The organism is Veillonella sp. oral taxon 780 str. F0422 (assembly GCF_000221605.1).
Classification (GTDB): Bacteria; Bacillota; Negativicutes; order Veillonellales; family Veillonellaceae; genus F0422.
Window position 1 is genome coordinate 16,023 of the sequence record NZ_AFUJ01000023.1, and the last position, 26,811, is coordinate 42,833.

Annotated in this window: 29 protein-coding genes; 26 read left to right on the forward strand and 3 right to left on the reverse strand. The window is 40.8% G+C overall.

The genetic code is table 11. The features are described from left to right. Positions 1-89: 89 nt before the first annotated feature. Positions 90-995 (reverse strand): 1,4-dihydroxy-2-naphthoate octaprenyltransferase, encoded by a 906-nt coding sequence (gene menA / locus HMPREF9200_RS02705; RefSeq protein WP_009353274.1) that lies wholly within the window; start codon positions 993-995, stop codon positions 90-92. 213 nt (positions 996-1,208) lie between these two features. Here menA and HMPREF9200_RS02710 point away from each other — a divergent pair, with 213 nt between their 5' ends. The 3 genes from HMPREF9200_RS02710 to HMPREF9200_RS02720 are packed head-to-tail and all read left to right on the forward strand — an operon-like array spanning position 1,209 to position 4,461. Further along, positions 1,209-2,666, forward strand: coding sequence for a nicotinate phosphoribosyltransferase (locus HMPREF9200_RS02710; protein ID WP_009353337.1), 1,458 nt, complete (start codon positions 1,209-1,211; stop codon positions 2,664-2,666). Positions 2,667-2,678: 12 nt separating this feature from the next. After that, positions 2,679-3,491: a hypothetical protein gene (locus tag HMPREF9200_RS02715; protein ID WP_009353302.1), complete on the forward strand. Its 813-nt coding sequence runs from the start codon at positions 2,679-2,681 to the stop codon at positions 3,489-3,491. 4 nt (positions 3,492-3,495) lie between these two features. Further along, a complete protein-coding gene (locus HMPREF9200_RS02720) occupies positions 3,496-4,461 on the forward strand; it encodes a hypothetical protein (RefSeq protein WP_009353383.1) in 966 nt (321 codons plus the stop codon). Between the two features lie 2 nt (positions 4,462-4,463). Here HMPREF9200_RS02720 and HMPREF9200_RS02725 read toward each other — a convergent pair whose 3' ends face one another. Then, entirely contained in the window at positions 4,464-4,967 is a 504-nt protein-coding gene (locus HMPREF9200_RS02725; protein WP_009353281.1) for a methylated-DNA--[protein]-cysteine S-methyltransferase, read from the reverse strand. 130 nt (positions 4,968-5,097) lie between these two features. Between HMPREF9200_RS02725 and HMPREF9200_RS02730 the strand changes: the two genes are divergently transcribed. From HMPREF9200_RS02730 to atpC, 15 genes are all read left to right on the forward strand, one after another. Continuing rightward, positions 5,098-5,472, forward strand: coding sequence for a RidA family protein (locus HMPREF9200_RS02730; protein WP_009353332.1), 375 nt, complete (start codon positions 5,098-5,100; stop codon positions 5,470-5,472). A gap of 69 nt (positions 5,473-5,541) precedes the next feature. After that, on the forward strand, positions 5,542-6,591 hold the full coding sequence (locus HMPREF9200_RS02735) for a YitT family protein (RefSeq protein WP_255260715.1): 1,050 nt from the start codon (positions 5,542-5,544) through the stop codon (positions 6,589-6,591). A 63-nt stretch (positions 6,592-6,654) separates the two neighbouring features. Next, positions 6,655-8,316 (forward strand): alpha-D-glucose phosphate-specific phosphoglucomutase, encoded by a 1,662-nt coding sequence (locus HMPREF9200_RS02740; RefSeq protein ID WP_255260716.1) that lies wholly within the window; start codon positions 6,655-6,657, stop codon positions 8,314-8,316. A gap of 192 nt (positions 8,317-8,508) precedes the next feature. Then, positions 8,509-9,531, forward strand: coding sequence for a glycosyltransferase family 4 protein (locus HMPREF9200_RS02745; protein ID WP_009353269.1), 1,023 nt, complete (start codon positions 8,509-8,511; stop codon positions 9,529-9,531). Between the two features lie 412 nt (positions 9,532-9,943). Beyond that, entirely contained in the window at positions 9,944-11,089 is a 1,146-nt protein-coding gene (gene wecB, locus HMPREF9200_RS02750) for a non-hydrolyzing UDP-N-acetylglucosamine 2-epimerase (protein ID WP_009353373.1), read from the forward strand. Between the two features lie 188 nt (positions 11,090-11,277). Continuing rightward, positions 11,278-11,481 (forward strand): AtpZ/AtpI family protein, encoded by a 204-nt coding sequence (locus HMPREF9200_RS02755; protein WP_009353299.1) that lies wholly within the window; start codon positions 11,278-11,280, stop codon positions 11,479-11,481. A gap of 9 nt (positions 11,482-11,490) precedes the next feature. Further along, positions 11,491-11,877 carry an ATP synthase subunit I gene (locus tag HMPREF9200_RS02760; protein ID WP_038144540.1) on the forward strand — a complete coding sequence of 129 codons (387 nt, stop codon included), beginning with the start codon at positions 11,491-11,493 and terminating at the stop codon, positions 11,875-11,877. A 14-nt stretch (positions 11,878-11,891) separates the two neighbouring features. Beyond that, complete coding sequence (gene atpB, locus HMPREF9200_RS02765) at positions 11,892-12,563, forward strand: F0F1 ATP synthase subunit A (RefSeq protein ID WP_009353413.1); 672 nt, start codon at positions 11,892-11,894, stop codon at positions 12,561-12,563. A 20-nt stretch (positions 12,564-12,583) separates the two neighbouring features. Then, the gene (gene atpE / locus HMPREF9200_RS02770; RefSeq protein WP_009353316.1) at positions 12,584-12,856 is read left to right on the forward strand and encodes a F0F1 ATP synthase subunit C; all 273 of its coding nucleotides are present in this window, start codon (positions 12,584-12,586) and stop codon (positions 12,854-12,856) included. Positions 12,857-12,885: 29 nt separating this feature from the next. Further along, complete coding sequence (atpF, locus tag HMPREF9200_RS02775; RefSeq protein ID WP_009353350.1) at positions 12,886-13,380, forward strand: F0F1 ATP synthase subunit B; 495 nt, start codon at positions 12,886-12,888, stop codon at positions 13,378-13,380. Positions 13,381-13,384: 4 nt separating this feature from the next. Continuing rightward, a complete protein-coding gene (gene atpH / locus HMPREF9200_RS02780) occupies positions 13,385-13,951 on the forward strand; it encodes an ATP synthase F1 subunit delta (protein WP_009353260.1) in 567 nt (188 codons plus the stop codon). Between the two features lie 2 nt (positions 13,952-13,953). Then, a complete protein-coding gene (gene atpA, locus HMPREF9200_RS02785) occupies positions 13,954-15,489 on the forward strand; it encodes a F0F1 ATP synthase subunit alpha (protein WP_009353315.1) in 1,536 nt (511 codons plus the stop codon). A 3-nt stretch (positions 15,490-15,492) separates the two neighbouring features. Beyond that, entirely contained in the window at positions 15,493-16,347 is an 855-nt protein-coding gene (gene atpG / locus HMPREF9200_RS02790; RefSeq protein WP_009353387.1) for an ATP synthase F1 subunit gamma, read from the forward strand. Between the two features lie 22 nt (positions 16,348-16,369). Continuing rightward, positions 16,370-17,788, forward strand: coding sequence for a F0F1 ATP synthase subunit beta (gene atpD / locus HMPREF9200_RS02795; protein WP_009353331.1), 1,419 nt, complete (start codon positions 16,370-16,372; stop codon positions 17,786-17,788). A gap of 3 nt (positions 17,789-17,791) precedes the next feature. After that, complete coding sequence (gene atpC, locus HMPREF9200_RS02800; protein WP_009353325.1) at positions 17,792-18,049, forward strand: ATP synthase F1 subunit epsilon; 258 nt, start codon at positions 17,792-17,794, stop codon at positions 18,047-18,049. Positions 18,050-18,120: 71 nt separating this feature from the next. Here the strand turns inward: atpC and HMPREF9200_RS02805 are convergent, their stop codons facing one another. Further along, positions 18,121-19,287 carry a pyridoxal phosphate-dependent aminotransferase gene (locus HMPREF9200_RS02805; protein ID WP_009353436.1) on the reverse strand — a complete coding sequence of 389 codons (1,167 nt, stop codon included), beginning with the start codon at positions 19,285-19,287 and terminating at the stop codon, positions 18,121-18,123. Between the two features lie 380 nt (positions 19,288-19,667). Between HMPREF9200_RS02805 and HMPREF9200_RS02810 the strand changes: the two genes are divergently transcribed. The 8 genes from HMPREF9200_RS02810 to clpX all read left to right on the forward strand — a co-directional run bounded on the left by HMPREF9200_RS02810 (position 19,668) and on the right by clpX (position 26,811). Next, on the forward strand, positions 19,668-20,780 hold the full coding sequence (locus HMPREF9200_RS02810; RefSeq protein WP_009353355.1) for a RuBisCO large subunit C-terminal-like domain-containing protein: 1,113 nt from the start codon (positions 19,668-19,670) through the stop codon (positions 20,778-20,780). After that, positions 20,774-21,598, forward strand: a complete 825-nt coding sequence (locus HMPREF9200_RS02815) for an MBL fold metallo-hydrolase (RefSeq protein WP_083818390.1) — start codon at positions 20,774-20,776, stop codon at positions 21,596-21,598. Before HMPREF9200_RS02810 ends, HMPREF9200_RS02815 begins: the two co-directional genes overlap by 7 nt. A gap of 47 nt (positions 21,599-21,645) precedes the next feature. Continuing rightward, positions 21,646-22,125: a 23S rRNA (pseudouridine(1915)-N(3))-methyltransferase RlmH gene (gene rlmH, locus HMPREF9200_RS02820; protein ID WP_009353345.1), complete on the forward strand. Its 480-nt coding sequence runs from the start codon at positions 21,646-21,648 to the stop codon at positions 22,123-22,125. 14 nt (positions 22,126-22,139) lie between these two features. Beyond that, complete coding sequence (locus tag HMPREF9200_RS02825) at positions 22,140-23,039, forward strand: hypothetical protein (RefSeq protein WP_009353400.1); 900 nt, start codon at positions 22,140-22,142, stop codon at positions 23,037-23,039. A 12-nt stretch (positions 23,040-23,051) separates the two neighbouring features. Beyond that, positions 23,052-23,513 (forward strand): CBS domain-containing protein, encoded by a 462-nt coding sequence (locus tag HMPREF9200_RS02830; RefSeq protein WP_009353341.1) that lies wholly within the window; start codon positions 23,052-23,054, stop codon positions 23,511-23,513. Between the two features lie 99 nt (positions 23,514-23,612). Then, complete coding sequence (gene tig, locus HMPREF9200_RS02835) at positions 23,613-24,941, forward strand: trigger factor (RefSeq protein ID WP_009353430.1); 1,329 nt, start codon at positions 23,613-23,615, stop codon at positions 24,939-24,941. A gap of 40 nt (positions 24,942-24,981) precedes the next feature. After that, on the forward strand, positions 24,982-25,575 hold the full coding sequence (clpP, locus tag HMPREF9200_RS02840) for an ATP-dependent Clp endopeptidase proteolytic subunit ClpP (RefSeq protein ID WP_176604748.1): 594 nt from the start codon (positions 24,982-24,984) through the stop codon (positions 25,573-25,575). A gap of 12 nt (positions 25,576-25,587) precedes the next feature. After that, complete coding sequence (gene clpX / locus HMPREF9200_RS02845; RefSeq protein ID WP_009353388.1) at positions 25,588-26,811, forward strand: ATP-dependent Clp protease ATP-binding subunit ClpX; 1,224 nt, start codon at positions 25,588-25,590, stop codon at positions 26,809-26,811.

The window sequence follows — 26,811 nt, forward strand, 5'->3', positions numbered from 1 at the left end:
TATATCTAAGGTGTTATAGTTATTGGCTATGAATTAGATGGCTACTACTGTGAAAGTAATAAAGACTCCCCTCATAAAGAATGCTAGTTTTATATGATTGTATTACATAGGAGTCCTATAGCCCACAAGAAGTGATACAGTGTACAAGATATAGAAGTAAACTTCATAGCTTCGTTTAATCGTATTGGATCTGCATAGGTGTTGAAGATATGGATGACTTTCATAGCAGGCAGTAAGGAAAGTAAAGCTACTAAGGAAGGCCATGGGATAACTCCGCAGATAGTCCATATTAGTATCCATAGAGAGCTAATGAGGAAGAGCCCTTGTAACAGTTGGAGGCCTCTTTCACGGCCAAGAAGAATGACTAAGGTACGACGACCGTGGTTCGCATCGTTCGTAAAGTCACGTAAATTGTTAGTCATCATAATAGCACCGATTAAGATGGTGGATGGTACGGCAGGAATTAGATAGGTCCAGTGCAAGGTGTGAGTCCAAGCAAAGAGGGTAATACCTACGATGGCAAAACCCATGGCAAGACCAGAGGCGAGTTCACCAAAAGGGGTACGAGAAATGGGTTTAGGTCCACCAGAGTATAAGATGCTAGTCAGTATGCAAAGCGTGCCTACAGGAATATACCACCATGTGACGGCCTTAGCGAGGGCAATGCCTAAGATGAGTGGAAGTATAGTCGTCATATATCCCCAACGTTTGATAATCGCTGGAGAGATTCCATCGCGGACGATAGAGCCACTATTTCCAGCCGCTTGTGTGAGGTCAAGGCCAGATTTAAAATCGAAATATTCATTCCAAATATTGGCTGCGATTTGCGCGCTTAACACACATATTAGAATGCCTACGGTATACACCAAGGATAGCCAAATAGGTTGTACGGTTTCAAACTGCGTAGCCCCCATTGCGGCCCCTAAGACAACGGGACTGAAAGCAGCCGTTAAGGTACGAGGGCGAATTAATGCAAAAAATTGTGACAGATTCATAGTCATCCTTTCATCATTAGAAGTTATATAATATATGGTATCATTCTAACCTAAATAGGAGATTATGACAAACAATAAGGGGAAAAACAATTATACATGAAATGTAATAGTAGAGTATAATAGAGAGAAGTAGACGATAGGCATAGTATTTAAATTGTCATAGAAAAGTGCTTAGTATGCTATAGGGTAGACCTATAAGAATAGGAGTTATTTATGATTACACATGCTCTATTAACAGATATGTATCAATTTACCATGATGCAAGGTTTATTTACGCAAAACAAACATCGTACTCGTTGTGTGTTCGATCGCTTTTACCGGACCAATCCATTTCAAGGCGCCTATACTGTGGTCGCTGGATTGGAACAAGTTATCGAGTATGTGAAAGGCTTGCGTTTCTCTGAGGATGATATTATCTATTTACGACAAACGGGTGTGTTTACAGAGGAATTTTTGGATTATTTAACAACATTCCGCTTTACTGGCACCATCTATGCGGCGCCAGAAGGATCTGTGGTATTCCCGGGGGAAGTGTTACTTCGAGTAGAATCTGCCAAGGATGAGGCCATTTTATTGGAAACAGCATTATCTATGTTTTTAAATCATGAGTCCTTGATTGCGACCAAAGCACGTCGTATCCGATCTGTCATTGGCAAGGATGGAGTAGCAGAGTTTGGTATGCGAAGAGCCCAAGGGGTGAGCGCAGCTGTACAAGGGGCTAGAGCAGCTTTCATAGGAGGCTTTGATAGCACTAGTGATGTGTACAGTGCTGCTTTGTATGGCATGCGACCTGTAGGGACTATGGCACACAGTTGGGTCATGAGTTTTCCTACTGAAATTGATGCATTCCGTGCGTATGCAGACCAATACGAAAATAATTTGGTGTTTTTAGTGGACACCTATAATACACTACATAAAGGTGTGCCTGCGGCCATCCAAGTGTTCCAAGAGATTCGTGAACGTCGAGGAGGCACGATGCCATCCATCTATGGCATTCGCTTGGATAGTGGCGATTTAGCGTATTTATCCATCGAGGCTCGTAAGATGCTAGATGAGGCAGGATTTAAAGAGGCATTAATTTTTGCCACCAATGATCTAGATGAATATAAAATTGCAGACTTGAAACAGCAAGGAGCAGAGATCACAGCGTGGGGTGTAGGTACAAAACTGATTACTGCCGATGAAACACCAGCCTTAGGTGGGGTGTATAAACTAGCCGGTCAATGGGAAGGGGACACCTTTATGCCAGCTATGAAATTTTCAGATAATATTGAAAAGGTAACAAATCCTGGTAAGAAAAAGGTATTGCGCCTCATCAATGTACGAAATCATAAGCTCATTGGTGATTTAATTTGCTTAGACCACGAAACAGTGGACACCACACAGGATTATGTGTTTAAAAATCCATTGTATCCATGGAAACAAACTGTGTTAAAGGCAAATACTTTCAGAGTACAAGAACTATTAGTACCTATCTTCGTAGATGGAGAATTGGTGTACAATGTACCTTCCTTGGCGCAGGTGAAAGCCTACGGAGAAGAGCAAATTCAATTACTATGGCCAGAATTTTTACGACTTCGTAGAGCCCCGGAGGTGAAAGTCAACATTAGCGAAGAATTGCATCAGTTGAAATCTAAATTATTATTGGAAAAAGTAGGGGACCCTAGTTAGGAAGGAGTTATTATGAATTGGAAATGTGTGATGGCTAGTGTGGCATTAGCAGGGACGATGATTTCAGGATATGCAGCATCGATTACATTGGATGGGCAAGGTAGTGTAGAGTTACCTAGTTATGTTTCGATAGTTAACCATGATGATCTCATTGATGGTGGTTTAAAAAAAGAAGATACGGTTCGTAAGGTAGGTTCTAATCATTGGCATATAGATGAAACAGAGGCTAAGGTGCTAGATAAAATTGTCAAAGATGTGGTGCAACGGGGGCAACGGTATCAGTTACAAGGTCGTGATGAACGAGGGTTACACACGGCAGAACTAGTACACTTTCACATGACAGGTGCGGAAGCGGCCGAAGTATGGAAAATTAAATATAAAGGAAATACTATTGTACCACAATCTGTGGGAGAAACATTATATAATAAAACGGTGAAAGAAATACAAAACATAGATCTCTACAATGTAAATGTTATGGGAGGAAAACGTATAGAAAAGAATGGCGCAGCCTTAGCTCCCTTCGTTACGAGCACTAATCCAGAGTTCAGTAGCACTGAGATTCTGAGAGCCGTATTACCCCTTGTGAACGTAAGATTTCTTGATGGAGAGATGATGAAACCTGTACGCCTACAAGGCGATACAGGATTGTATACGCATGGTAGAGTGCAATTGGATGTGGATGGATTTGTGTTACCTGCGTATATTAGTTTTATAGGACGGTATGGTCAAGATGGGGTATCTATCACTCTAATAACGACGGCTGATACATCGAGATCCTATTGGCAACCTGTTATCAAGAGTCTGTTAGGTGTGAAGGGAGAATAAGTAGATGAAATTATGGAAGCAAATGGGACTGGCTGTCATAGTGACCAGCCTTATGATGGGCTATGGACAAGTGTCAGCACAAGTACATGATACTACCTATGAGGTGGTAGGTAGTAGTGCATCAATGCCATATGGTATAGCAGGTAGTAGTGCGTCGATCTCCGATGAGATAGCAGGTACTAGTGACCTAATGTCAGATGAGGAAGTAGGAGTTCCTTCGAGTACTATCTTAGATGCCGAGAAAAAACGTCAAACTGGTGACGAAATCATAGCAGAGTTCGATGCGATGCTAGAACAGAATCCATTGACTGATTTGCGTCAAACCGTAGGATCAAAGATTACCGTTAAGCAATTGTCTTCTTCAAAGTTAGCAGAGGTAGGAAAAGGGTATGTGTATGCCAACCTAGGTAAAGTGAGCACTACAGTTGGTGTGGTAAAGGACTATACGGGACTGAAGAACATGAAAGAGGGACTTAAGCTAGGACATTATATGGATGTTTATGAATTACAAGGGGCTGATCAATATGGTTTAAATACAGCCTGGGTTCTTGTATTTCCACTACCTAAAGAGTTGTTAATGAATGCGCAATCATCGCTATCATACGGAAAAGAGGGACTTTCATCAGCAGAAATGGATAGAATTACTCGTGATGCAAACGACTTATTAAACCATTTTAATATTCATATTGCAGAAGACAGAGATATTGATTATTCTCAGAATAAACGTCCAGCAAAGATACGATTACGGAATGTAGAACCATTACATACCTTAACAGATACTAAATATGGTACGATGACAACAGCGGGAAATATGACCTATGATATAACAGGGATTCAATATCCTGGATATCTGCGTTTAGCCCTAGTGGGAACACCAGAGTATTTAACAACGATTGTCATGGGTACTACCGAAGTGGAAGGAACATTCTTTAAACCGTACTTCTTGCAAATGTTACAGCATATAAAGTAATTTTACTTGTCCACGAAAGATATATTTTCGATGGATAGTAAGGCTCGCTTAATGGATAGCCCTCCTGTGTAACCAGTGAGGGCTTTTCCTTTGCCTAGGACACGATGGCAAGGGATGATGAGGGAGATAGGGTTCGCGCCGACGGCAGATCCTATGGCTTGGGCTCCTTTAGGAATAGGGGAGTTAAATACACGTTGGCTTAGCTCTCCATAAGTAAGGGATGTGCCGTAGGGAATATGCTGTAACTGAGACCATACTTTTTGTTGGAACGTTGTGCCTTGAGGTGCTAAGGGAATCATCATCGTTGGGACTTGTCCAACGAAGTATTGATCTAGCCATTGGATAGTTTGTTGCAAAATGGGGGAAGAAATAGTCTTGTCTATGACCACTGGTTCTTGAAAATTTACAGATTGAGTTGGAAATGTAAGCCCTACTAAGGCGGAGGCTGTGGCATATAGTGTAAGAGTGCCCAAAGGGCTTTCATAAGTAGTATAAATAATAGACATATAGGTACTCCTTATAGAGGTATGCAAATAAAGTACAATAGAAGTATGAAAAATAGCTACACTTCGATACCATTACATGCTATACTAGTGATATATTATAAATGTCTTATGGTAATGAAAGGGGACAACTATGAAACAAGTGTATACAGAGCAAGCACCAGCAGCATTAGGACCATATTCTCAAGCTTACAAAGCGAATGGTTTTGTGTTCATTTCTGGTCAAGGCGGTATTGATCCAGCACAAGGCGCTCTAGTAGAAGGTGGCGTGGAAGCACAAACATTGCAAGCGATGAAAAACATCGAAGCTATCTTAAAAGAAGCAGGCACTGATTTTTCTAAAGTTGTAAAAACAACATGCTTTTTAGCAGATATGGGTGACTTTGCCAAATTTAATGCTATTTATGCTGAGTATTTTACATCTAAACCAGCTCGTAGTTGTGTGGCAGTCAAAACATTACCAGCTAACTTCTTAGTAGAAGTAGAAGTGATTGCCCTAGCAGAATAGTATATTGTATTATACCATAAGCGGTTTAATAAGTACTAAAAAGCTGTTACATTATGATTGACTCTTAATGTGGCAGCTTTTTGCTTATGGTCAGATGATGGAAGTAGTGATAGAATAGGTGAAATTATGTTAAGTAAACCAAAATATTTAAGTACGGTGAAAGCCATAATACATATTATTATTGGATCGACGGTGTTTGCAGTAGGGGTACAAGGATTTATTGTACCGCATAAACTTTTAAGTGGTGGCATTAGTGGTTTAAGCTTGATTATTTATTATGTGACACAAGGTATATTAAGTTTAGGTTCTATTAACTTTCTTTTGAATATACCAGTGCTGTACGCGGCATGGAGATGGTTAGGACGTTGGCACCTAGGGATTACCATCTTAGGCACTATCATCATGTCTATTTTGATCAACCTATTGTCTCCATTGGAAGCCTTGGAATTAACGAAGAATCCAATTATTGGAGGTATCTTAGGGGGTCTATTCTCTGGATTGGGTCTTGGTATCGTCTACCGTGGTGGCGGTAATACGGGTGGTATGGATCCCATTGCTATGATTATTCGGAATCGTTTTGGATTACAAATAGGCAGTATCTTATTTGGTATTAATATGATGATTCTCATCGTTGGTGCTATTGTTATCAATATTGAGGCGGCGGCTACCACTTTGATTAGTACCTATTTAGCAGCGATGGTAACCAATAAGGTAATTACTGGTTTTAACCAACGCAAGGCAATGTTTATCATTTCCTATAAACCAGTGACGATTTGTAATTTAATCATTGATAAAATCGGTCGTGGTGCTACGATTTTGAATGGAGAAGGCGCCTATACACATCAGCCTAAACAGGTTATTATGGTAGTAGTAAGTTTGTTGCAAGTGGCTCGCTTGAAAGCTGCCGTAGAAGCGGAAGATCCAACAGCATTTATGGTTATCACGGATGCAGCAGAGGTTATCGGCACAGGTTTCTCGGCAAGGTCTACGAATGGTGCTGTAGAACGGGTATTGCAAACCTGTGATCCAGTGAAAGCGGCTGAAGCAGAGCAAATGATTCATGAAGTGCAAATGGCAAGAAATGAAATCCCTTCCCAAGAGCATAAGGAGGAACACTAATATGGTACATCCATTGGCAGGACAACCTGTAAAAAAGAAGATTTGATTCATGTAGATACAGTTGTGAAAGACTTTTTTCGCATTGTTCCTAATCATGAGAATTTAGAAGAGCGAGTAAGCTTTGGTACGTCTGGACATCGAGGGATTGCATCCAAAGGGACCTTTAATGAACTCCATGTGGCAGCCATTGTACAAGCAATTTGTGATGTGCGTCAAGAATTTGGTGCTACAGGACCTTGCTATATTGGACAAGATACACATGCCTTATCACAACCAGCTTTGCAAGTGGCCATTGAAGTCTTGTTGGGAAATCGTGTGAAAACACGTGTGGATGCACATCGTGAATTTGTGCCTACTCCAAGTGTGTCTCGGGCTATTTTGCGACACAATGCAGATACAACGGCAGAGAATGTAGCAGATGGTATTATTATTACGCCTTCTCATAATCCGCCAGAACATGGTGGTATTAAATATAATCCACCTCATGGGGGCCCTGCAGATACAGCAGTGACAAAGCGGATTGAAGCCTTAGCTAATGAATATTTGCAAAAAGGATTAGATAGCATTCAACGATTTTCCTTTCATCATCTAGTGGGGGCTCATGAAAGTGCTCATTGTGGTTGCTGTCATCATGAAGAAGAGAAAGCAGTAGCACCTGCTGCGATTTCTATAGACGAAGCGGGACAATATTTAGAACCATATGATTTTAAAATGGCCTATGTAAATGAATTGCCTCAGATTATTGATATGAAAGCAATTCAAGAAGCCAATCCAAAGGTGTTAATTAATGCGTTAGGTGGCAGTGGAGGAGCCTATTGGCATGCCATTGCTGAGGAGTATAATCTAAATTTTACCATTATTAATAGTGACTATGATCCAACATTTAGTTTTATGTCCTATGACCATGATGGAGCGATTCGTATGGATTGCTCTTCCCCATATGCTATGGCAGAAGTGGCTAAGAATCTGGGTGATCACGTGCTAGCCATCGGTAATGACCCGGACTATGATCGCCATGGCATCGTTACAGAAGAAGGGTTATTAGCGCCAAATCAATATTTAGTAGTAGCTGCTAAGTATTTGAATGAAACTCGCCCTTGGGAAGGGAAAGGTGTTGGTAAAACAGCTGTTGTGACAAGTTTGATGGATGCCTATTGCAAAGATTCCAATCATCCAGTCTATGAAGTGCCAGTAGGTTTTAAATATTTTGCTCCATTATTATTTGATGGACGCATAGGCCTAGGGGCAGAGGAGAGTGCAGGAGCGTCCTTCTTGCAACAGGATGGAACCGTATGGACTACTGATAAAGATGGCATCATTTTAGGACTTTTAGCGGTGGAAATGGTAGCCACTACAGGGAAAACTCCTGCACAACACTATGTAAATATGACGGAACAATGGGGAACACCGGTGTTCCAACGTGTGGATATGCCTTGTACAGCGGAAATAAAAAGTGCTTTAAAAGGTATGAAACCTAGTGATGTGACTATGACAAAATTAGGAGGCAGTCCGATTCTAGATATTCGTACGACCTCTTTGTTTGAAGAACAACCTATCGATGGTGTTAAAATTGTGACAGATACAGGTTGGTTTGTAGCACGACCATCAGGAACAGAAAACTTATATAAAATGTATGCAGAGTCCTATTTAGGCGAAGAAGGGCTGGCGCAGCTGATGGAAGATGGTAAACGCATTATTGAAGGGTTAGTAACAAAATCTGTTTAGTTGGTAACCGTCTTTAACATGTCCATAAAGAGAAGGGAGTCCATGTACTTACTGAGTCTGTTCTTGTATGTACTGTGTTTAACTGATATAATTAATAAATATGGTCTATATACAATGAACTAAGTATTCGAATAACAGACTATTGACAATCACTTGTTATAATCATGAAATACCACGTATGGAGGTGGTGGAATGACAGTATATTTATGGGCCTTTGTCATTGCTCTCGTAGTAACGTATATTTGCACGCCTTTGGTGAAACAATTTGCTGTTAAGGTAGGTGCTATTGATAAACCAGATGCACGTAAGGTGCATCAAGTGTCAATTCCACGATTAGGTGGATTGGCCATCTATATTGGCTATATGGTATCTTTGCTGTATAGTGTGAAAGATGTGTCTTCTATCAAAGGATTGATTGTAGGTTCAATTATCCTAGTAGCAGTAGGGATTTGGGACGATATTAAGCAAATTGGTCCAAAAACAAAATTAATGGGACAAATTTTGGCGGGTCTTATGTTGCCACTATTTGGCAATGCGGTGCATTTTATTAGCATTGGTGACCATCTATTGTATTTAGAATATTTTGCTATACCGTTGACGGTATTTTGGATTGTAGGATTTACGAATATTGTGAATCTCATTGATGGATTAGATGGATTGGCAGCAGGGATTTCTCTCATTGCGTGTATTACGATTTGTATCGTGACTTTGCAAATGGGGCAAATCGAATTGGCTTGCATTACTTTGGCATTAGCTGGGGCGGCTTGCGGATTCTTGCGCTACAACTTTAATCCTGCCAAAATATTTATGGGTGATACAGGCAGTATGCTATTGGGTTATACTATGGCAGCTATCTCTGTCATGGGTAGTGTAAAAACGGCAGCGACTGTGGCATTGGTGGTACCTGTGATTGTGTTAGGATTACCAATTTTAGATACTTTATTTGCCATTGTACGTCGACGTATTAATGGACGCCCTGTATTCCAACCAGATAAAGGACATTTGCATCATCGTCTACTGGCGATGGGGCTCACACAAAAACAAGCTGTGTTGCTGATGTATGCCATCACTGCACTTTTAGGTTGTGTGTCTATCGTGGCGGCAAAAGCAAATTTTGTCATAGGAGTCTTGCTAGTGCTTGTAATACTTTGTGCATGCGTGTGGACAGCAACAAAAATTGGGATTATATCCAAAGACAACGACGTTCGTAAATAGCTATGCAAAACGCCAGGAGTCCCTCAGAAGATTTTCTGAGGGGCATATGGCGTTTTTTGTTAACTTTAGAAATTAAGTCCGCGGCATATTCCTTCACAAACGGTATTTCATAATGTTTGTTCAGGAACATGCCGCGGTCTTTTTGCATTTTCTTAAGGCAAGTAATGAAATGCCATATGCCTTAGATAATCTATTTCGCGGCTAAAGGCGCTTTGCCTAGTACTTACTCACTCTGTGAGGGGAGGGTTGTGACCTTTTATTTCGATGTACTTCTTTACAGTTTCTACTAGTATGGAAGGCTTGTACATGATACAATAGAGATAATTGAAAAAGCTTAATAAAGTGATTTAGGAAAGTTTGTATATGACGGCTTTCATGGTAAAGGAAGTAAACGAAATATGTGGGAGGTACTATGTTAAAAGTCATGACCATATTTGGGACACGTCCTGAGGCAATAAAGATGGCACCAGTTGTTAAGGCTTTGGAAGCAGCGCCTGATATGGAGTCCATCGTTACGGTAACGGCACAGCATAGAGAAATGTTAGATCAGGTGTTGCATTTGTTTTCCATAACACCTAATTATGATTTAAATATTATGAGTCAAGGGCAGACCTTGTATGATGTAACTTGCCGTGCCTTAATGGGACTGCAAGAGGTATTGAAAGAAGCAAAACCTGATGTGGTGCTTGTTCATGGCGATACGACCACTACTTTTGTGGGGGCGCTAGCGGCATTTTATGAAGGGATTCCTGTTGGGCATGTGGAGGCAGGTCTTCGGACGGGTAATATTTACTCTCCCTTCCCTGAGGAGATGAATCGCAAGTTGACGGGGGCCATTGGGACGTACCATTTTGCACCCACCACTACATCGGAAGCGAATTTATTGAAAGAAAATATAAATCCAGATCACTTGTATGTAACAGGGAATACGGTTATCGATGCGCTGCAAACTACAGTAAAGGAAGACTACACATTTACTGAAGAGTTGCTGAACAAAATTGATTACGTGAACCAAAAGGTTATTTTGGTGACCACTCATCGTCGTGAGAATTTAGGCGATCCAATGCGCAATGTGTATGAGGCAATTCGTGATATTATTGGAGAACATGAAGAGGTTGAAGTTATATTCCCTATGCACCGAAATCCAAAGGTACGCAGTATTGTACAAGAGGTACTAGGTGATATGCCACGTGTACATTTGATTGAGCCATTAGAATATGAACCATTTGCAAACTTAATGGATCGGACCTATCTTATTATGACAGACTCTGGTGGTATTCAAGAGGAAGCGCCATCTTTGGGTAAACCTGTACTAGTTCTTCGTGATACGACAGAGCGACCTGAAGCAGTCCAAGCAGGTACAGTAAAATTAGTGGGCACTGATAAAGCAACTGTATACTCCACAGCTAAAGAGTTAATTACGAATGCAGAAATGTATACTGCTATGTCAAATGCAGTGAACCCTTATGGGGATGGATTAGCATCAGAACGAATTGTACAAGCCTTACGGCATGAATTTTTTGAGCATCAAGAAAAACCATCGTCCTTTGGAAAATAATAGTCGATGTATGCATTCTAGTTATAATTAAGTTGATAGCTACTTTCGTTGACTGTGTAATTCAGGAATGTACACGGTTTTGAATCAAATCGTATGGAAAGTTTTGATAGATATAAAATTTATATATTGTTAAAATTGTTTTCATTGGTGGTATAATCTACGATGTTAGAGGTATAGGAGGTATGTCTATGGGGAAAGAAAAATCAGATCTATGGATGGCTATCTCCAAAGCATCAACTACGGGATTTACCATACTTTGTTCTATCGGTATCTGTATGGGTCTTGGTTATGCCTTTGATCACTATGTGGGCACCAACCCATGGGGGTTGCTCATAGGTGGTATCTTCGGTGGGTTTCTAGGCCTTTACGGTGTCATACGTCAGTGTATGTAAGGAGACTGTATGAAAGAATATATAACCTATATCAAAAGTCATTGCCGATGGATACTGTCAGTGGCTATACTAGGTGTAGTCGTGTTATGGATACTGGACTGGACTCAGCACATCACGGGTTGGCTATGGGGCATGATGACATATGTTGTATATTTCTTGTATTTAGCCTTTCAAACCTACAAGATGAAAGACGCCACCTTAGACGATGTGAAACGTCGAGTTTGGATTGGTGTTATGAGTCGGTTTAGCTTAATCGTATTGTTAGTAGGCATAAGCACGCAGATCCCTTCTATTTCCATGAAAGGTGTACTAGGCGGAATCTGTGTGTTTGTTCCTATGCAATATGTTGAGTATAGTATGTATGTACGTCAACGTAATAGGGGATCATCTATGTGAAAGGGGGTGGGAATATGGAGTTACATGCAGGGCATCATCATGTTGTTCAATGGATGGGCATATCCTTTAATATGGATACGCTATACATGACGTGGTTAGTGATGGCAATCATTATTGTAGTCACACTATTAGCTACACGGTCACGGGCCATGGTACCACAGGGGATTCAAAATGTGATGGAAGGCGTGCTAGAAGGATTGACTGGTCAGTTTAAAACGAACCTAGGCAATCAGTGGAAGTTTTTAAGCTCCATCCTATTTACGTATTTTCTGTTTATTTTGGTGAGTAATGAATTGGGCTTGATTCCAAGTCCGCATATCTTGGCATCGCCAACAAATGACATTAACACCACCTTGGGATTAGCTATTTCAAGCTCAATTCTTGTATGGATTGTAGGCTTGAAAGTCAAAGGAATTGGCTATTTTAAGCATTTTGTGCAGCCATTTAAATTATTTATCATCATCAACTTAATGGAAGAAATAGCGAAACCTGTCACATTAGCCTTCCGTTTGTTTGGTAACATACTAGCGGGAGAAATTCTTTTAGAATTATTATATGCCTTGGTACCCTATGTACTTCCTATCGTATGGTTAGCCTTTAGTCTAGCAATCGGTATTATTCAAGCGTTTATTTTTGCCATGCTCGTTACCTCGTATTTGGGGATGACAATTGGAGATGGACATTAATAGTTTAGGAGGAAATCATAATGGAATTATTATTAGCAAAAGCGTATGTATTGGTTGGTTCTGCCATTGGCGCTGGTTTAGCAATTGGTTTAGCTGCGATTGGTGCAGGTATTGGTGACGGTCTTGTATCTGGTAAAGCTTTAGAAGGTATGACTCGTCAACCAGAACAATCTGGTAAATTATTTACAAATATGTTAATTTCTGTAGGCTTAATCGAAGCGGTGCCTATTATCGCAGCAGTTATCGCGATTGTATTAGTGTTCGCAAACCCATTGGTAGACTTACTTAAATAATAGACATTAGCTAAGAGGAGGTATGACCGTTGGTAGATTTAAACGGCACACTCGTACTTCAGATTTTGAACTTTATTGTGCTAGTGTTGATTTTAGCAAAGTATGCGTATAAACCGTTATTGCAAACCATGGAAGAACGGAAACGTCGCATTGAGAATGATCTTACCAGTGCAGAACAAGCTAGAGAAGAAGCGGCTGCGTTGAAAGCTGAATATACAGCGCAATTGCAAGAAGCTCGTAAAGAAGCACAAGGGATTATCGAGACCGCAAAACAACAAGCAGAAGCAGAATCACAAGCACAAATCAAAGAGTTACGAGCTCAACTAGTGAAAGAAAAAGAAATCGCCCGCCAAGAAATTGAACGGGAACGGGAAAAAGCAATGCAACAAATCCGTGCAGAAGTTGTGAATTTGTCTGTACAAGTGGCTGGTAAGTTAATTGGAAAAGACTTTTCCAGTGCTGATAATGTAGCTCTTGTAGAGGATACCATTGCAAAACTTGATAGTACAACTATAAGGTCGTGATACGATGAGTGTAGAAAGAATTGCAGAAACATATAGCTCCGCTATATTTGAATTAGGACAGGAATCAGGTTTGTTACCACAATTTGATACAGATCTTTCCTATGTGCAAGATTTATTTTCCACCCATGAGGAATTACGCCAAATTTTAATCAATCCTATGTTAGAAGTAGCGGGAAAAAAGAAAATTTTACAACAAATCTTTGGTAGTGAAGTGCATCCATTGATTATGAATTTTCTCAATGTTATGGTGGACCGCCGTCGCAGTCCCTATATCATGGAAACAGCTCGTGCTTACGTAAAACGCTCCCGTGAAAGTCGCGGTATTTTGGAAGCGAAAGTAACGGTTATAGAACCACTTTCAGAGGCAATGCGGGAAAAAGTATTGCGTAAGTTACAAGAGATTACTGGCAAAGAATGTGTCATCGAAGAACATGTGGATCCATCCATCTTAGGTGGCATGGTCATTCAAGTGGGAGACACTCGGATTGATGGAAGTATGGCTAGACGATTGGAAGAATTAAAAAAATCATTGCTTAATGCAAGTACCAATAAGATTGGGGTGAATGGTTAATTATGAAAATGACGCCTGAAGAAATTACTGCCATTATTAAACAGCAGATTCAGGACTATAATGTTGAATTAAACGTAGATGACGTAGGAACTGTTCTGGAAGTAGGGGACGGTATTGCGCATATCTACGGTCTTGAAAAAGCCATGGCTGGCGAATTGTTAGAGTTACCTCATGGCGTATATGGCATGGTACTCAATTTAGAACAAGATAATGTAGGCGCCGTTCTCCTAGGTAATGACTTCTTAATTAAAGAAGGCGATGAAGTGCGCCGTACAGGCCGCATCATGCAGGTTCCTGTAGGAGATGGCTTAATTGGTCGTGTTGTGAATGCCCTTGGTCAACCTATCGATGGTAAAGGTGAAATTGTGGCAGAAACATATCGTCCTGTAGAATACCCAGCACCTGGTATTGCAGATCGTAAATCTGTATTTGAGCCAATGCAAACTGGTTTGAAAGCCATTGATGCGATGGTACCAATCGGTCGTGGTCAACGGGAGTTGATCATCGGTGACCGTGGTACTGGTAAAACAGCGATTGCTATTGATACGATCTTGAACCAAAAAGGACAAGATGTGATTTGTATCTATGTAGCAATTGGTCAAAAAGAATCTACTGTAGCTCGTGTAGTACAAAAATTAGAAGAAGCAGGGGCTATGGACTATACGATCGTTGTGTCTGCTGGTGCTTCTGAAGGGGCTCCTATGCAGTACTTAGCACCATATTCTGGGGTAGCTATGGGCGAACATTTCATGTACCAAGGTAAACATGTACTTTGCGTATATGATGATTTAACAAAACAAGCTGCTGCCTATCGTGCGATGAGTTTGTTGTTACGTCGTCCTCCAGGACGTGAAGCGTACCCTGGTGACGTGTTCTACTTACACTCTCGTTTATTGGAACGTTCGGCAAAAGTATCTGATGAATTGGGTGGCGGATCTATTACAGCTTTACCAATTATCGAAACACAAGCAGGTGACGTATCTGCCTATATCCCAACGAACGTAATCTCCATCACTGATGGACAAATTTTCTTGGGTACAGATATGTTCTACTCTGGTGTTCGTCCAGCAGTTGACGTAGGCTTATCCGTATCTCGTGTAGGTGGTAGTGCGCAAATTAAAGCGATGAAACAAGTAGCTGGTAAATTGCGCTTGGAATTGGCACAATATCGTGAATTGGCTGCTTTCGCGCAGTTCGGTTCTGATTTGGATGCCTCCACAAAAGCACAATTAGATCGTGGTGAACGCTTAACTGAAATGTTGAAACAACCACAATACTCTCCGTTAAAAGTAGAAGAACAAGTGGTATGTTTATATGCAGGTATTAATGGCTATTTCAAACGATTAGCTGTTCATGATGTACCAGCATTCCAAGATGCCTTATTACACTATGTACATGGTAATTATGCCAATGTATTAGCATCAATTAGAGATACTAAGAAATTAGAAGAAGATACAGAAAAAACATTGCAACAAGCGATTTTAGAATGTATTGATGTCTTTGGTGCTACTCACGAATTATTACCAGAGGAGGCGTAATCTATGAGTAGTGCACAAGACTTACGCAAGCGTATAAAAAGTGTCACTAATACGCAGCAAATTACAAAAGCTATGAAGATGGTAGCATCTGCTCGTCTACGTCGTGCACAACAAAAAGCGAAAGGTACTGAACCTTATACAGAACGTCTCCGCCACATGCTGCATCAAAGCATGTCCTCTCTAGATGGGGGCGCAGATTTACCGCTACTCACAGTTCGTCCTGTGAATAAGGTAGCCTATGTGGTGGTAGGTGCGGATAAAGGTTTGGCTGGTGCTTATACTAGTAATATCATTAAATACGTGCAATCCTTGCTCAAGGATACGCCAACAGATGCCTATGGTTTATTCACAGTGGGTCGTAAGCCAACGGAATATTTCAGAGGCCATGGCTATTCTGTAGTCTCTGAGTTGCAAGGTTTTTCTGATAAACCAGGCTTTCATCATGCTCAAGACATTGTGGAACAAGTGAAAACCATGTTCTTGTCTGGTGAGGTAGATGAAGTGGTATTGGTATACACTAAGTTTGTGAACTCCTTATTGCAAGAAGTGACTCATGAGCGCTTATTACCTCTTTCATTAGAGTCCGATACAGCAGAGGTCGGTGAAAGTTTATTCTATCCGGACCAAGGGTCTGTATTGGAACAATTGTTGCCAGCCTATGTGGAAAGCACTGTATATAATGCATTGCTACATGGGGCGGCTAGTGAATTAGGTGCCCGTATGACGGCCATGACATCCGCTACTGATAATGCAGGCGAATTGATTGGTACCTTGCACTTAGAATACAATAAGTTGCGCCAAGCAGGTATTACTAACGAAATTTCTGAAATCGTAGGCGGTGCAAACGCATTGCAATAATAGATAAAGGAGTATCTCGTATATGAGTACAAATATAGGTAAAGTAGTTCAGGTTATTGGACCGGTGGTAGACGTAGTCTTCCCAAAAGGTGAATTGCCTGCTATTTACAACGCAATTACTATTACAAAAGGCGACGAACAAGCATCTAAGATTGTTGTAGAAGTGATGCAACATTTAGGTGATGACACAGTTCGTTGTGTTGCTATGAGTTCCACTGATGGATTGACTCGTGGTATGGAAGCAGTGGACACAGGAGCCGCTATTTCCGTTCCTGTTGGTGATGGTGTACTAGGTCGTATTTTCAACGTATTAGGCGAAACAGTAGACCACGATCCAGCAGAAGTGAAAGTGAATGAACATTGGCCAATTCACCGTGCCGCTCCAAAATTTGATGAATTAGCACCAGAAACTAATATTTTAGAAACTGGTATTAAAGTCGTAGACTTAATTGCGCCATATGTTAAAGGTGGTAAAATCGGTCTATTTGGCGGTGCCGGTGTAGGTAAAACAGTTCTAATCATGGAATTGATTCATAACATCGCTACAGAACACGGTGGTTACTCCGTATTCGCAGGCGTTGGTGAACGTACCCGTGAAGGGAATGACCTTTGGAATGAAATGAAAGAGTCTGGCGTATTGTCTAAAACAGCTCTTGTATATGGACAAATGAATGAGCCTCCTGGAGCTCGTATGCGTGTAGCTTTAACAGGTTTGACAATGGCCGAATATTTCCGTGATGTACAACAACAAGACGTGTTGTTATTCGTAGATAATATTTTCCGTTTCATCCAAGCTGGTTCCGAAGTGTCTGCCTTGCTAGGTCGTATGCCATCTGCCGTTGGTTACCAACCAACATTGGCTAATGACGTAGGGGCATTACAAGAACGTATCACATCGACTAAAGAAGGGTCCATTACGTCTGTACAAGCCGTGTATGTGCCTGCTGATGACTTGACTGACCCAGCGCCAGCAGCGACATTTGCTCACTTGGATGCTACTACAGTATTGTCTCGTTCCATTGCAGAACTTGGTATTTACCCAGCTGTGGATCCATTGGATTCCACAAGCCGTATCTTGGATCCATTAGTATTAGGGGAAGAACATTACTCCGTAGCTCGTGGCGTACAAGAAGTACTTCAAAAATACAAAGATTTACAAGATATCATTGCCATCTTAGGTATGGAAGAATTGTCTGAAGCGGATAAATTGACCGTAGCTCGTGCTCGTAAAATTCAACGTTTCTTGAGTCAACCATTCTTCGTAGCCGAAGTATTTACAGGCAGTCCTGGTAAATATGTGCCATTGAAGGAAACATTGCGTGGTTTCCGTGAAATCCTAGAAGGTAAACATGATGACTTACCGGAAAGTGCTTTCTACATGGTGGGAACTATCGATGAAGCTGTTGCCAAAGGAAGGGACATGTTAGGGAAAGGAGAATAATCTATGAGTACCATGCATGTAACAATTATTACTCCTGATGAAACAGTGTTTTCTGGAGACGCAACGATGGTGGTAGGAAAAGCTCTCGATGGAGAGTTTGGTATTCAACCGCATCATATGCCTTTAGTGAGCGCTTTGGCGCCAGGGGCGATTCGCATTGACCATGAGGACAAGCGTGAAGAGTTTATCCTTCCAGGGGGATTCCTAGAAGTGGAAAATAATTCTGTGTATATCACGACGGCCTCTTGTGAACGTGTCTAACTACATATCGAAGAGATAGAAAAAGGGTTGTACCGAACTACTGTAGTAGTGTTGGTACAACCCTTTTATGGTTACTTCTGTAATGTTGTTAAGAAAATTTGTATTCTTCGTAATGCCTCTTGGATGGTTTCCTTAGAGGACGCATAGGAACATCGGATGCGGTTAGCACCGCAGGTGCCGAAGGCAGATCCTGGTACAACGGCTACATGCTGTTGCTCTAGCAATTGTTCACAGAAATCTTCGTCGGATAGACCAGTTTGAGAGATGTCAGGGAACACATAGAAGGCGCCTTCTGGAACGGCAATCGGTAGGCCCATATCTTGGAACCCTTTCACGATCATGTCACGGCGTTCTAAGTAATCTTGGCGCATAGCGATAACGGAGTCATCACATTCGTTTAGGGCCACGATGGCAGCGTGTTGTACTGGTGTAGCTGGTGCGACGATGCTGTACTGATGTAGTTTAATGCAAGCTGTAATGAATGGTGCCGGAGCGCAGAGGAATCCAATGCGAAGACCAGTCATAGCATAGGACTTTGAGAAACCGTTTAAGATGATGGTGCGCTCTTTCATGCCCGGTAAGGACGCCATAGATACATGGTCTTTGTGGTAGGTGAGTTCCGAGTAAATTTCGTCAGAGATGACGATCAGGTCATGGGCTTTCGCGAACTCCGCAATAGGCAATAGATCTTCGTAGTCCATGATGGCTCCTGTAGGATTGCTTGGGTAGCACATCAAAATAGCCTTTGTTTTTTCTGTCACAAGCTTTTCCAATTCTTCTACACGAAGTTTGAATCCATCTTCTAAATGTGTCGGCACAGGTATGGCCTTACCACCACACATGTGGACCTCTGCTTGGTGAGCAACGTAGGATGGATTTGGGATAAGTACTTCATCCCCTTCGTTTAGTAACGCCCGCAAAGATAAGTCGATGGCTTCACTAGCACCGATGGTGAGCATCATTTCATCTGTACCGTAGTGTACGTGGTAACGGCGGTCATACCAATTGCTGATAGCCTCGCGTAGTGGCAAGATACCTGCATTGGGAGAGTAGTTTGTTTCCCCTCGTTCCACACTGGCTACCAGTGCATCTAGCACAGGTTGGGGCGGAATGTAATCGGGTTCCCCAACGCAAAGAGAAATCACACCCTCCATAGCCATGGCTTTTTCCCAAAATTTACGAATCCCAGAAGGGGGCAATGTTTGTGTCATAGTTGAAAGATAATTGTTCCAGTTCATAGATTGTCCTTTCTGATACATGATGCATGTATCTCTATGTCAAATGTCAGGATGTTGTGCCGACTGATATGGATAGTTGCTCTTAAGAGTGTATACAGGCGGTCACAACACCTAGTAGAATGATAGAATAAATAATAGTAACAGTGTACCACATTCTTAGAAAAGAACCTAGTGGATTAGAGGTTCTTTTTTATTGCATATAGTGTATAATTGTAGGTATGACATAGCATTTCATAAGAACTTATGTCATACTATAAAGATAGAGAAATCAGATAACAGATTCTCAAATACTGTTGCCGTAGTAGTATGGTAACAGACCTTCAGATTGATTATAAAAAGATAAAATAGAGTATATTGTAATGATGGGAAAGGAGTTACCGATGGAAACATTTTCCGTTACCTATGCATTGCATGTTCCAACCTATGAAGAAGCGAAGCAAGTGGCTTGGTCCATACAGGTGGAGCAAACCATTGAATTTCCTTATGAATTATTAGGGGAAAGCGACCCACGTCGTCAAATGGTGGGACAATTGCTTTCCTTGGAAGAAAAAGAAGATTGTTTTTTGGCAAAAATCGCCTACCCTGTAGAGACATCAGGCTTTGAAGTGACACAGTTTTTAAATGTAGTCTTTGGCAACTCTTCCCTACAACCACACATTTGGGTGGTGGATATAGAGTTGTGCCCAAGTTTAGCAGATGCATTTCAAGGTCCTAAATTCGGCTTAGCTGGCATTCGAGAATTATGCCAGACCCCAACTCGCCCCATGATTCAAGCCGTAATTAAACCTATGGGGACACTCAATGAAGAGTTGGCTCGCATGTGTCATGCCTATACTATGGGCGGTGCCGATGTGATTAAGGATGACCATGGATTGACAAATCAATCGTTTTCTCCCTTCAAAGATCGTGTGTCACGATGTGCCCATGCAGTACAGGAGGCGAATGCTAAAAGTGGTCACCACACCCTCTATGCAGCCAATGTATCAGGGGATGGCACAGACGTGCTAGAGCGGGCCCATTATGCGAAAGAAGCAGGTGCTACAGCTCTGATGGTAGCCCCTTCCTTAATCGGATTTGGCTGGCTACATCGATTGGCTACCGATGATTCTTTGAACTTGCCGCTCATCGTGCATCCTGCTATGATGGGTGGATTCACATTACCCGGTACATCAGGGATTGCCGCCACGATTTGGATGGGCTTATTGCCGCGTATTTTCGGCGGGGATATGAATATTTTTGTGTCTTATGGTGGCCGATTTACGTTTAAACCAGACTTATGTCGCCAAATTTGTGATAGTAATCGTGGACCATTGGCGTCGATTAAATCGTCTTGTCCATCTCCAGGTGGTGGTGTGACTGAGGCCCGTTTGCCAGAGTTGGTAAATATTTACGGCAAAGATACCATGTTCCTTGTAGGAGGCGATATGTTCCGACGAGGACCAGATTTAACAGAGAATATGAAAGCTTTCATAGATGTATTAGAAAGATGCTAGGAACAATGACGATAGAAAATAAAGAGTTAGAAGTTCATGTCGTAGCTAGCGGTAGTAAAGGGAATTGCACCATTATTCGCAGTTCTCACAGTGCAGTGATTGTTGATGCAGGTATTAGTTGCCGAAGAATTACTAATGCTTTGCAGGATTTAGAGATACCCAAACATATGGTAGAAGGGATTGTTATTACTCATGAACATTCTGACCATATTGCAGGGGTACCACAAATGATTAAACAAATGGGTTTACCTATTATCACAAGACCTAATACAGCACGGCGCCTTATGGATAAATTTGGCGTATCTGCGGAGTGCTTTCAAACGTTAGGAACGAATGAAGTAACCATAGGAGATATGGTGTTGCAACCATTTTCTACGAGTCATGATGCGGTAGATCCCATTGGTATCACTTGTTATAAAGGGCAGACAAAAGCAGCTTTATTAACGGATACAGGCATGGTATCAAAGGAGATGCTAGAGCATCTACATGATACAGATTTGTTGGTATTGGAAGCCAACTATGATGAGCATATGTTGTTATATGGACCATACTCACCAGATTTAAAACGTCGAGTGAAGAGTCATGCAGGTCATCTATGTAATATGACGGCTATGAAAGTATTATCAGCCTTGAGACGACCTAAGAATATGGAAGTTATTTTTGCCCATCGTTCAGAGCAGAATAATTCTCTCCACTTAGTAGAACAGTTATCAGAGCGTTTGTTAAAGTGGTGTAAAACACAAGGACAAATGGGATTTACTGCATATCATGGGGATCCCAAAGAGTATACTTCGATTGGTATATCTAGTCATACATAAAACGCCTTAGTTTGAAATATAGTGAACGTCTTAGGAGATATGATAGTATGAAATTTTCTATCTATTGTATAGGAAAGTTAAAAGAACCTTATTTGCGGGAAGGGGTGGCGGAATTTGTTAAACGGTTGCAACCCTATGGGGGTGTGACGATTACAGAACTGCCGGAAAGTAAATTAGGAGATAAACCTAGCCCATCAGATAAGCAAAAAGCACTCTATGATGAAGGGCAACGGTTATTGAAATATTGCAATCCCCAAGCCTTTGTTGTGTTGCTAGATGTGTACGGCAAACAAATGAGCTCAGAGGAGTTGGCAAAGCGGATTAGTGAACTAGAAGTACAAGGGCATAGTGAGATGATCTTTTTCATTGGAGGAGCCTTTGGCGTATCGGAAGAATTACGACAGCGGGCACAGTGGAAATTGTCCATTAGTCCCATGACTTTCACCCATCAAATGGTGCGGCTTGTACTGGTAGAACAATTATATAGAGCTTGTAAGATTAATCGAAATGAACCATATCATTGGTAGGAAAGGAGATATGCATGGCAAGTGCAATTGAAAAAGGAATTACTTATGTGTCAGCGGATATACAGGAATTACCCTTGGAGGATCCTGAATTTATTGGGCATTATAAAACAGAATTAACCGAAGGGAAGGAAGATATTCTTGCCATTGAAGGTGAAATCCAAAATTTGGTACAAGGATATGAGGCGTTCTTTGTCGAATTAAAAGAAATAGGGCAATCTGAGACATTAGACGAACATCATGGTATGGTTAGCGATAATATACGTGAGTATAAAAATGTAACAGCTACGATTTGTACCGTTTTAGATACCTATATAGATATGGCTAATATGATTCATCAAATGGAAACTTCTGGTGGTAATCCTGCCTATTTATTGCATCGTAAACAAGAATTATTAGAGCAGAATGTAGAATTGAATAAAATTTTTGACCGTGTAGATTATTATATTTCTACAGTGGTGGATATGCTTGCAAAGGAAACAGATGTGGTAAAAGCCATGCTAGAGAGCAAGCACACTGTATCTGAAGAGGAGACAGTGCACATTTTATTCCTACATCAGACAGCATTGAGTACTTGTGTAGATATCAATAAATTGTTAGTGGAACGATTGCAATTAATGGTACCTCGTCTCGAAGGGTTACGAGAAGATGTGATGAAAGTACAGGTTCATTCTGTAACAAATGATGTAGAAGAACGTAGAAAGCGGTTGCAAGAATTACGTCAACAAGCGAAAATAGAAGATGTAACAGATTACGTGGATTTAGAAGGGCAATATCGTCATGCTTATGATGAGGAAGGAAACCACATCGGAACTCAAGAAGGGGGCGATGGTGGTAACCGTAAAAGTTTGACTGCCATTTTGGTTGTAACAGCGATAGTGATTGCTATCTTTGCTGCATATGTATATATGAAATAGGAGGATGTAACCATGACATTACAAGAGATTATGAACAAATATCCAATTACTGTTGGTAAAGATGAACAAATTACAAATGTAGCTAAATTGATGGTAAAACACAATTTAACAGCCATTGCTGTTGTAGATGAAGAGAATAAATTAATCGGTATTGTGTCGGAAGGGGATTTGTTGTATAAAAAAGTTCGTCCTCATGCGCCACATTATATCAATATCTTAGGTGCTAATATTTATTATGGTGGCATCGGTGAATACGATGGACAATTTAAAAAATTAATGGCTACTCATGTTGAAGAAATCATGACTACAGAAGTGATTACTGCCTATGCAGATGCAGAAGTAGAAGTGACTGTAGGAGCTATGGTAGAAAAGCATTTAAAAAACTTACCAGTTGTTGATGATGCATATCATCTAGTTGGTATGGTAAGCCGTCATGATATTATGAAACTTATTGCTGAAGAACAAGGTAAATAGGGAAATAATTGCACTATTGACAACTTTATGATAATATTAAGAATGCAATATTAAAACTTATAATTTGGGTGTACTATACCCTAAGGAGGAAATAGTTTCATGAAAGCAACTGTAACTGCTGTTGATCAGCACAAGGTATCTATTACAATCGAAATTCCAGCGGAAGATGTGAAAAAAGGCTTTGCACAAGCTGTAAAACGCATCGCTGGTCAAGTTAATATTCCAGGCTTCCGTAAAGGTAAAGCACCTCGTAAAATTTTGGAAATGAACTATGGTAAAGAAGCTATCGCTGAAGAAGCGTTTGAATTATTAGCAGGTCGTGCTTATACAGAAGCACTTCGTGAAAATGAAATTATTCCTGTTAGTGAACCAGAAATCGATCGTGAACAATTCGAAGAAGGTAAAGATTTGATTTTCAAGGCTACAGTAGTTAAACAACCAGAAGTTACATTAGGTGACTATAAAGGCTTAGAAGTAGAAAAACAAGATGCTACTGTTACTGACGAGCAAGTAGAAGAACAATTAAACAATATCCGTAGCCAACAAGCTAAAATGGTAGCAGCTCCAGCAGATGCAACTGTACAAAAGGATGATTTTGCAACAATCGATTTTAAAGGTTTCATCGATGGTGAAGCATTTGATGGTGGTGAAGGTAAATCCTACCCATTACAAATCGGATCTGGTAGCTTCATCCCTGGCTTTGAAGACCAATTAATCGGCCACAAAGCTGGTGAAGATGTGACTGTCACTGTTTCTTTCCCAGAAGATTATTTCGTAGCAGAATTAGCTGGTAAAGAAGCAAAATTTGAATGTCATATCCATGATATTAAACGTAAAGAGTTGCCTGAAATCACTGATGAATTCGTACGTTCCGTATCTGTAGGTCAAGGTAAAACTGAACCAGCATACAATACAGCAGAAGAATTCAAAGCAGATCTTCGCAAACGTATGGAAGATGATGCTGCACGTCGTGCTATTGACGCATACAATGCAGGTTTAGTGGAACTAGCTGTTAAAAATGCAACAGTAGATATTCCTGAAATCATGATTGAAGACCGTGCTGAGCAAATGGTTCAAGAATTAGCAATGAATCTTGAAGGCCGTGGTTTGAAATTGGAAGACTACTTAAAATTCTCTAACAAAACTATCGAAGCATTACGTGAAGAAAATAAAGCCGCAGCAGCTGAAAACGTTCGCGCTGACTTAGTATTAGATGAAATTGCAAAAGCAGAAAACGTTCAAGTTACTCCAGAAGATATGAACTATGAAATCTTTGCTATGTCCCAACAATTTGGTGCTGACCCTAAAGAAGTATACGATATCATTGTAAAAGAAGGTCGTGTATCTATGTTAGCAAGTTCTGTAGCACGTAAAAAAGCAGCTCGTTTCATCATTGAGAATGCTAAAGGTGCTGAAAAAGCTGAATAATTGCTAATGCAGGTACATGTATAAGAGGTGTTAGATGTCTATGTATGTGCCAATCGTAGTAGAGCAAACTGGTCGTGGTGAGCGATCCTACGATATTTATTCTCGTCTATTGAAAGATCGAATTATTCTATTAAGTGGCCCCATTGATGATACGGTAGCAAATAGTATCGTAGCGCAATTGCTGTTCTTAGAATCTGAAGATCCAGATAAAGATATTCACTTATACATCAATAGCCCAGGTGGTGTGGTAACAGCAGGTATGGCGATTTACGATACTATGCAGTACATTAAACCTGATGTGTCTACTATCTGTGTAGGCTCAGCGGCTAGTATGGGTTCATTGTTGCTCACAGCGGGAGCACCTGGTAAACGCTATGCATTGCCTCACTCTCGTATTATGATTCACCAACCATTGGGCGGTGTCCAAGGGCAAGCTTCTGAAATTGAAATTCATGCTCGTGAGATATTGCGTTTGCGAGAAGAATTGAATGGCGTGTTAGCATATCATACAGGTCAGCCTATTGAGGTGATTGCACAAGATACAGATCGTGATAATTTCATGTCTGCAGAAGATGCAAAACGATATGGCTTAATTGATGAAGTGTTAACTCGTACATCTTCAACAGAAAAATAAGGAGACAGGGGTTTGAATAAAGACGATAAAGAAAGACGTTGTAATTTTTGTGGTAGAGCAGAAACAGAAGTCGAACGATTAATAGCGGGCCCTAATGTATTCATTTGTAATGAATGCATTGATGTATGCCAACATATTATTGAGGAAGACAAAATTGAAGAACTACCGGAGACGTTTGATTTAAACGATATCCCGACTCCAAAAGAGATTAAAGCTCATCTTGATCAATACGTAATTGGTCAAGATGACGCTAAAGTTTCCTTGGCTGTAGCCGTATATAATCATTACAAACGTTTGCAACATGATAATGTCATCGATGATGTGGAACTACAAAAGTCCAATGTACTATTTATTGGACCTACTGGTAGTGGTAAAACATTATTGGCTCAAACATTAGCAAAAATGTTACAAGTACCATTTGCCATGGCAGATGCTACTAGTTTGACAGAGGCAGGCTATGTAGGGGAAGATGTAGAAAATATTCTACTCAAATTGATCCAAGCTGCCGACCATGATATAGAGCTAGCTGAACGCGGTATCATCTACATTGATGAAATCGATAAAATTGCTCGCAAATCAGAAAATCCGTCTATTACTCGTGATGTATCTGGTGAAGGGGTACAACAAGCATTACTGAAAATCCTAGAAGGAACAGTAGCCTCTGTGCCACCACAAGGGGGACGGAAACATCCAAATCAAGAGATGTTACACTTAGATACAACAAATATCTTGTTTATTTGCGGTGGTGCTTTCGATGGCATGGAAAAAGTGATCACGAAACGAACTGCGAAAAAAACATTAGGTTTTGGTGCAGACATTCAAAAGAAAGAGGAACAAGATGTAGCCTCTATTTTAAAAGAAGTCGTACCAGAAGATTTACAAAAATTCGGATTAATCCCTGAATTTATCGGACGATTGCCAGTGATGGTTACGCTCAGCCCACTTGATGAAGAGGCATTAATTAAAATTTTGACAGAGCCTAAAAATGCATTGACTAAGCAATACGAAAAAATGCTGTCTTTAGATGATGTAAAATTAGTCTTTGAATCAGATGCACTCCGTGAGATTGCGAAAGAAGCCTTAGAACGCAATACGGGAGCACGCGGATTACGGGCCATTATCGAAAAAGTTATGAAACGTGTGATGTATGAAGTACCATCTATGAAAGATGTAAAAGAATGCATCGTAACAGATAAAGCGGTTCGTGGCGAAGAAGAGCCAATACTCAATAAATGA